Raw genomic sequence first — 6,000 nt, forward strand, 5'->3', positions numbered from 1 at the left:
TGATAGCAATTGGGAGGCCCCAGACGACCGCAAGTACGCTGTACAGAATTATCATCTGAGAAAGATGGCAGAATTATCGTCTGTGACTAGCCCTAGTTCCGTTCCAAAAGCCTAAAGTGTCTCGAACTTGACCAATGTCTACGACCTGCAAGCGTTTAGGTGCGGAGCATCCAAAGCCGGCACGTCTGGTCTCGGTCGATCCTGACACCGAAAATTTAAGCCGCTCTAGCTTGGCCCAAGTTACAAGACAGCAGGCCCAAACCGGTTCAAAGGCACTTTGAGAAACGCCGTCCCACATTCGTCGGCATCTGGCAGTCGGCCGCCACGTATGTTCACCTGAAGCGCGGTGAGCATCAGGTCGGGTAGTGGGAGCGATGCGTCGCGTTTCTCACGGGTTGCGACGAACTCGGCTTCGTCGATGCCATCGTGAACATGAATGTTGTCGCGACGCTGATCGGCGACGGTCGAGTGACCGAGTACGTCCCGGCCATCCTTGCCATAGTCATGCCCGACATAGGTTGCGGTTTCGGGTGGCAGATCGAGGATGGCGCGGATCGAGCGCCACAGCGCATGAGCATCACCACCCGGGAAGTCTGCCCGGCTTGTGCCGCTATCGGGGACCATCAGCGTGTCGTGAACGAACGCGGCGTCACCGACGACATAAGTAATCGAAGCAAGCGTATGGCCCGGCGACAGCATGACATAAGCATCGAGCGTGCCGATCCCAAAACGTTCACCATCCACGAACAACCGGTCCCACTGGGTGCCGTCGACGGCAAGATCGGGCAGGCAGTAGATGTCCCGCCACAGCTTCTGCACTTCCACGACCTTGTTGCCGATCGCGGTTTTGCCACCGGTCTTGCTGGCGAGGTACGGAGCCGCTGAGAAGTGATCGGCATGGGGGTGGGTGTCGAGCACCCATTCAACAGTCAGCCCCTTCTCACGTACATAGTCGAGGATTAGATCGGCGTTGCGGGTCGCGGTCGCACCGGCGCGCGGATCAAAATCCATGACCGGGTCGATGATCGCAGCCGTCTTCGTGGTCTCGTCGATGACAACATATTGGAAGCTGCCAGTGTGTTCGTCATGGAGCGACGCAACGGTCATGCCATCGTGCTCATACTCGATCATGTTTTCATCCTCTCGCTCTGTTAGCTTTCCGTCCGCGCCCGCGCGAACAACCGTTCAAAATCACCCGCTTCGATTGCGCCCATCACCAGCATGCGTCCGGCAAGAAAGCCCGGGGTGCCGGCCAAACCGATCGAATAGGCCTCCCGGCCGTTCGCCCGCAGGCGTGCCGCGACAGCCTGTCCATGCGCAGCAAGCCAGGTCGTCGCGCGCAGCCAGTCCCCGCCAGCGCCGGTGACAATGTCCCTGAGCATGTCGTCGTCGATCATACGACTGTCGGTCATCAGCTGGCGATGAACGGCTGGGTAGATGCCCTGTTCGGCACAGGCGAGTGCAACGCTCGCGGCGCGTTCGGACGGCGGACCGAAGATCGGCCAGTCCTTGTAGATAACCCGAACCTTGCCATCGTGTCGCACCGCCTCTTCCATTGCGGGGAAGGCGTGACGACAGGCCGGGCAACGATAATCGGTGAACACGGCAAGTCGCAGCGTTGCATTGGCAGGGCCGTATTCAGGCGAACCGCTGCCTGCCAGAATCTGGTCAGCGGTCGGACCAACGTCGCGACCGATCGGCGCTGTGCGTCGCAGCACCTGTCCGGCTGCCCAGCCAGTCACGACGACGGCTCCAAGCCCGACTGCCTGCCTGCGATTGAGCGGCTCTGGCATATTTAATGCACCTGAGGCTTGCTGCGCGCCGTTGCGACAAGCCGGCGTAGCGTCGGCAGATCAACCGCGCCGGCCACCACTTGCGAGCCGACGATCAGCGCAGGTGTTCCGTTGAACCCGATCGCTCGAGCGATAGCGTTGGTGCGTGCGAGAAGCGCATCGATTTCTGCGCCGCGCGTCTTCAGATCGCGTTGCAGACGTGGCCAGTCCATCTTTGCTTTCGCGGCAGCGGCCTTGATCCCGGCACTGTCGAGCCGTGCCGGCGAGGTCAGCAACGCCTCATGAAAGGCAGCATGCTTGCCCTGCCACTGGCTTGCGACCGCAGCCCGTGCGGCTTCCCGGGATGCAGGGCCAAAGATCGGCCAGTCACGATAGACGATCCGTACCTTCGGATCGGCCGCGACAAGCGCGTTCAGCACCGGCTCCATTCGCCGGCAATACGGGCAATTATAGTCGGAAAATTCAACGACGGTGACGTCATAGGCTTGGCCGACACGCTTCGGAGCGACGGGATCGTCGACGACCGCCTTACGCGACAGATCGGGTTGCTGCGCAACTGCTGGCACTGTCGGCACGGCGACGGTGAGCAACGCCAGAAAGCTGCGACAGAGAAGGTTGCGTCGGTTCATCGGTGTTTCCTTGCCATATCGATCCCATCGGCGAGGGCGGCGCGCGACAGCTCGCCGAACTGAAGCTGCATGATCGTGCCGTCCGCAGCGACGAAGGCGGTTGCGGGTAACCAGCCACCTCGAAGGCTTGAGAAAGCCTACGGGAAGGATCGAGCGCGACATTGTTCACGCCGATGCCTTCACGGGTAAGAAACCCGGTGACGATTGCTGGTGACTCACCCTGATCGGCGAGCAGGATCGGCACATCCCGATTGCGCGTTGCCGCGGCGTCGAGCATCGGCAGCTCGCGCCGGCACGGCCCGCACCATGTCGCCCATAGATTGACCACGAAGGGGCGGCCTCGGAAACGTGCAAGCGGGAGAGGAGCGCCGGACGGCGTCGTCAACGTTAAATGATAGGGGAAGGGGCCATAGGTCACGGGCGGGATAAGCGCCTGGAGCGTGAACCACAGGCCACCCGCTATTGCCAACGCCCCCCAGCCCACCGCCAAGGCGCGTGTTCGGCCAAGCTGGAAGGCCAGCGTTGCGGCAACACCAACGATGCCGGCCATCGCAGAGAAGCCACCCTGCCAGACGGCGAAAATGGATAGCGGCGCTTCGACATAGCTTGCCCAATGTGCCGCGACATAGCCGATCCGCGCCGCCACCAGTCCAGCGACGATGGCACCGGTCGTAACCGTAGACACTTGCGGGAAGCGGAACCGCCCTGCCACGGTCGTGAGCCCCAGGAACACGGCGACGCACAGTACCGCCAATCCACGATCGACCGCCATCATAAGCGGTCCGATGGCAATCGCGCTTCCCATCAGAGAAACGCGCCGGCGCTCTTCCAGAGCATGTAAGCTGCCACGACGAAGATCAGCACCGCGAAGACGGTGGTAAGCGTTCCGCCCGAGCCAAGGCGCTTGGCGATGCGTGTGCCGATCAACCCGCCGACGACCCCGCCGCCAATGAAGACGAAGGCAAGCGGCCAGTCGACCAGCCCGGAGAATGCATAATTAGCAGCGGTCGTCAGGCCGAAGGCGGTGACAGCAATCAACGACGTGCCGACAGCGTTAAGGATCGGCATGCCCGTCGATCCGATCAGGCCCGGAACGATCAGAAAGCCACCTCCGATGCCGAAGAACCCTGAGAACAAGCCCGTCCCAAGGCCGTAGCCCAGCACCTTGGGTGCCTTCTCCCGGTTGCATTCCGCACCGGGATTACCTGCATCACCCCGCCCGCGAAGCATCAGGACGCCGACGACGACCATGACGAGCGCGAACAGAAAGAGCAGCTTGCCGCCATCGACGGCTTTGCCGACGGTGGACCCTAGCAGCGCGCCGATGACGCCCGCTGTGGCATACAGGCCCCCGCACCGCCATTTTACGGTATGAGCCTTGGCATGGCCGATCAGACCGGTCGCGGCATTGGCTGCTACGGCAAACGCACTCGTGCCGATTGCAAGGTGCGCATCGGGTACGCGCACCAGATACACCATTAGCGGTACGGCGAGGATCGAGCCCCCGCCTCCTACAAGGCCAAGGGTAAATCCGACCAGGCTGCCCGAAAGGGTGCCAAGCAGATACTGGATCGGTTCGAGAGTCATGCTGCCTTGCCGATTTTATGCGGGGCGGCCATCCACTCGCGGCCCTTCAGCATGCCCTGCCAATAGATCGGGGGAAGCATCCGCTCCTTCAGGAACCAGGCGGCGCGCGTGGGTCGCGTTCCGTCCAGCAGCCAGGATGGGAAGCTGGGCAGCAGCTTTCCGCCATAGCCAAACTCGGCGAGGACGATCTTACCGCGTTCGACCGTGAGAGGGCATGAGCCGTAACCATTATAGTCGGCAACGGGGGGGCTGCCGTCGAGCGCGGCCAGCGCGTTGACCGCGACTACCGGCGCCTGGACGCGAGCAGCAGCGGCCGTCTTGGCGTTGCTGGTCCCAGCGGCATCGCCAAGGCCAAAGACGTTTTCAAATCGCTTGTGCCGCAGCGTAGTCTCGTCGACCTCGACAAAGCCGTTCGCGGCCGCGAGCGGGCTATTGGCGACGACGGCATGCGACACTTGGGGCGGAACGACGTGGAGCATGTCAAACGGGCGTTCGATCCTCTCGGAGACGCCGTCCTGCTTGCGCTCGAACGTGGCGACACGACGATCGGCGTCGACTGCGACAAGGTTGGATTCAAGCCTGAGATCGATGCCGTACTTCTCGACATATTCCATCAGCGCCGGGACGTAGGTCGGAATCCCGAACAGGGCGGCGCCGGCGTTGTGGAACTCAACATCGATCGCGGGGAGGACGCCGCAGCCTCGCCAGATATCACATGAGAGATACATGGCCTTTTGCGGTGCGCCGGCGCACTTGATCGGCATTGGTGGCTGCGAAAACAGCGCACGCCCCCGCTGCAATTCCTTGACGAGCCGATAGGTGTAGGGCGCCAGGTCATAGCGATAGTTTGAGGTGACACCGTTGCGGCCAAGGGCCTCTGGTAGCCCCTCGATCTTCTCCCACGCCAAGCGCAGCCCGGGCGCTACAATCAGGACGTGATAATCAATGGAGCTTCCGTCTCCGAGCTGGATCGCGTGGCGGTCGGGGTCGATGGTGATCGCGGGCAATCGTATCCACCGGACGCCCTTAGGCATCACATCGGCTTCGGCCTTCCGAGTTTGCTCGGGCGTGAAGACGCCGGCTCCGACCATCGTCCAACCAGGCTGGTAATAGTGGTCCGTGGCGGGATCGACGACCGCGATCGTCACCTTGGCGTTGCGCTTCAGAATGCTGGAGGCGGTCGCGATGCCGGCGGCACCGCCCCCAATGATGACGATGTCGTAGGTCATTGATCCACCCTCTCGGAACGGCGCTTCAGCGCAGGCGTCAGATCGGCAAGGTCGTACCCGGCTGCCTTTGCCTGGCCGATGATCGTCGCCGAATCGGCGCGATCGGCCTCGGCCAATGCCCACAATGTCGCCGCGCGCGTCCCGCTGCGGCAGAAGCCGAGCATCGGCTGTGGCAGCGTGGCCAGCGCCTCCTTCATGCGATCCGCATCGGCGTCAGTCGCTTTGCCCGGTACGATTGGAACATGCGCACACGCGAGACCGTGTTCGCTGGCCAATCGAGCCATTACTTCCGCGCTTGGCTGGCCCGCCTCCTCGCCGTCCGGGCGGCTTGAGATGATCGAGCGATATCCTGCCTGCGCGGCAGCGGCGAGGTCGGCTTGCGTCAGCTGGGGGGCGGCAGAGAAGGACGAGGTGATCTGCTTGAAAGCCATGTGATGTCTCCTGTCTGATCAGGCCGAACGGCGGGAAGTGAATGCAAAGCGGTGGACGGCAGCGCCGAGGGCCATTGCAGCGATGAAGATCAGTGCCGGCAGAGGCTGGATCGCCAGTGCGGCAATGGCAGGACCTGGGCACAATCCGACGATGCCCCAGCCTATGCCGAACAAGGCCGCACCGCCGATGAGGTGCCGGTCGATCGGCGAGGTGGCTGGCGTATAGAACTGTTCAGCCGCAATCGGGGTCGAGCGACGCCGCACGACAAACCATGCTATCGCCATCGGCAGGATAGCGCCTGCCATGACGAACGCCAGGGTTGGGTCCCAC

Annotated in this window: 8 protein-coding genes; all 8 read right to left on the reverse strand. The window is 62.6% G+C overall.

The window, feature by feature from the left end; translation table 11 throughout:
- Window positions 1–240: 240 nt before the first annotated feature.
- Entirely contained in the window at window positions 241–1,131 is an 891-nt protein-coding gene (locus sphsw_RS03760; protein WP_031439440.1) for an MBL fold metallo-hydrolase, read from the reverse strand.
- 20 nt (window positions 1,132–1,151) lie between these two features.
- Complete coding sequence (locus sphsw_RS03765; protein ID WP_031439441.1) at window positions 1,152–1,793, reverse strand: DsbA family protein; 642 nt, start codon at window positions 1,791–1,793, stop codon at window positions 1,152–1,154.
- A gap of 2 nt (window positions 1,794–1,795) precedes the next feature.
- Complete coding sequence (locus sphsw_RS03770) at window positions 1,796–2,422, reverse strand: DsbA family protein (protein ID WP_031439442.1); 627 nt, start codon at window positions 2,420–2,422, stop codon at window positions 1,796–1,798.
- Window positions 2,322–3,197 (reverse strand): TlpA disulfide reductase family protein, encoded by an 876-nt coding sequence (locus sphsw_RS18655; protein WP_235188276.1) that lies wholly within the window; start codon window positions 3,195–3,197, stop codon window positions 2,322–2,324. Before sphsw_RS18655 ends, sphsw_RS03770 begins: the two co-directional genes overlap by 101 nt.
- A 29-nt stretch (window positions 3,198–3,226) precedes the next feature.
- Window positions 3,227–4,009 carry a sulfite exporter TauE/SafE family protein gene (locus sphsw_RS03775; protein ID WP_031439443.1) on the reverse strand — a complete coding sequence of 261 codons (783 nt, stop codon included), beginning with the start codon at window positions 4,007–4,009 and terminating at the stop codon, window positions 3,227–3,229.
- Window positions 4,006–5,238 carry an NAD(P)/FAD-dependent oxidoreductase gene (locus tag sphsw_RS03780; RefSeq protein ID WP_031439444.1) on the reverse strand — a complete coding sequence of 411 codons (1,233 nt, stop codon included), beginning with the start codon at window positions 5,236–5,238 and terminating at the stop codon, window positions 4,006–4,008. The genes sphsw_RS03775 and sphsw_RS03780 overlap by 4 nt, the downstream gene beginning before the upstream one ends.
- Window positions 5,235–5,669 carry a TIGR01244 family sulfur transferase gene (locus sphsw_RS03785; RefSeq protein ID WP_031439445.1) on the reverse strand — a complete coding sequence of 145 codons (435 nt, stop codon included), beginning with the start codon at window positions 5,667–5,669 and terminating at the stop codon, window positions 5,235–5,237. Before sphsw_RS03785 ends, sphsw_RS03780 begins: the two co-directional genes overlap by 4 nt.
- Before the next feature lie 18 nt (window positions 5,670–5,687).
- On the reverse strand, window positions 5,688–6,000 hold a 313-nt coding region (locus tag sphsw_RS20220; RefSeq protein WP_042466511.1), incomplete at its 5' end, for a DUF6691 family protein.

The sequence above is a fragment of the Sphingomonas sp. FUKUSWIS1 genome (genome assembly GCF_000733135.1).
GTDB lineage: Bacteria > Pseudomonadota > Alphaproteobacteria > Sphingomonadales > Sphingomonadaceae > Sphingomonas > Sphingomonas aerolata.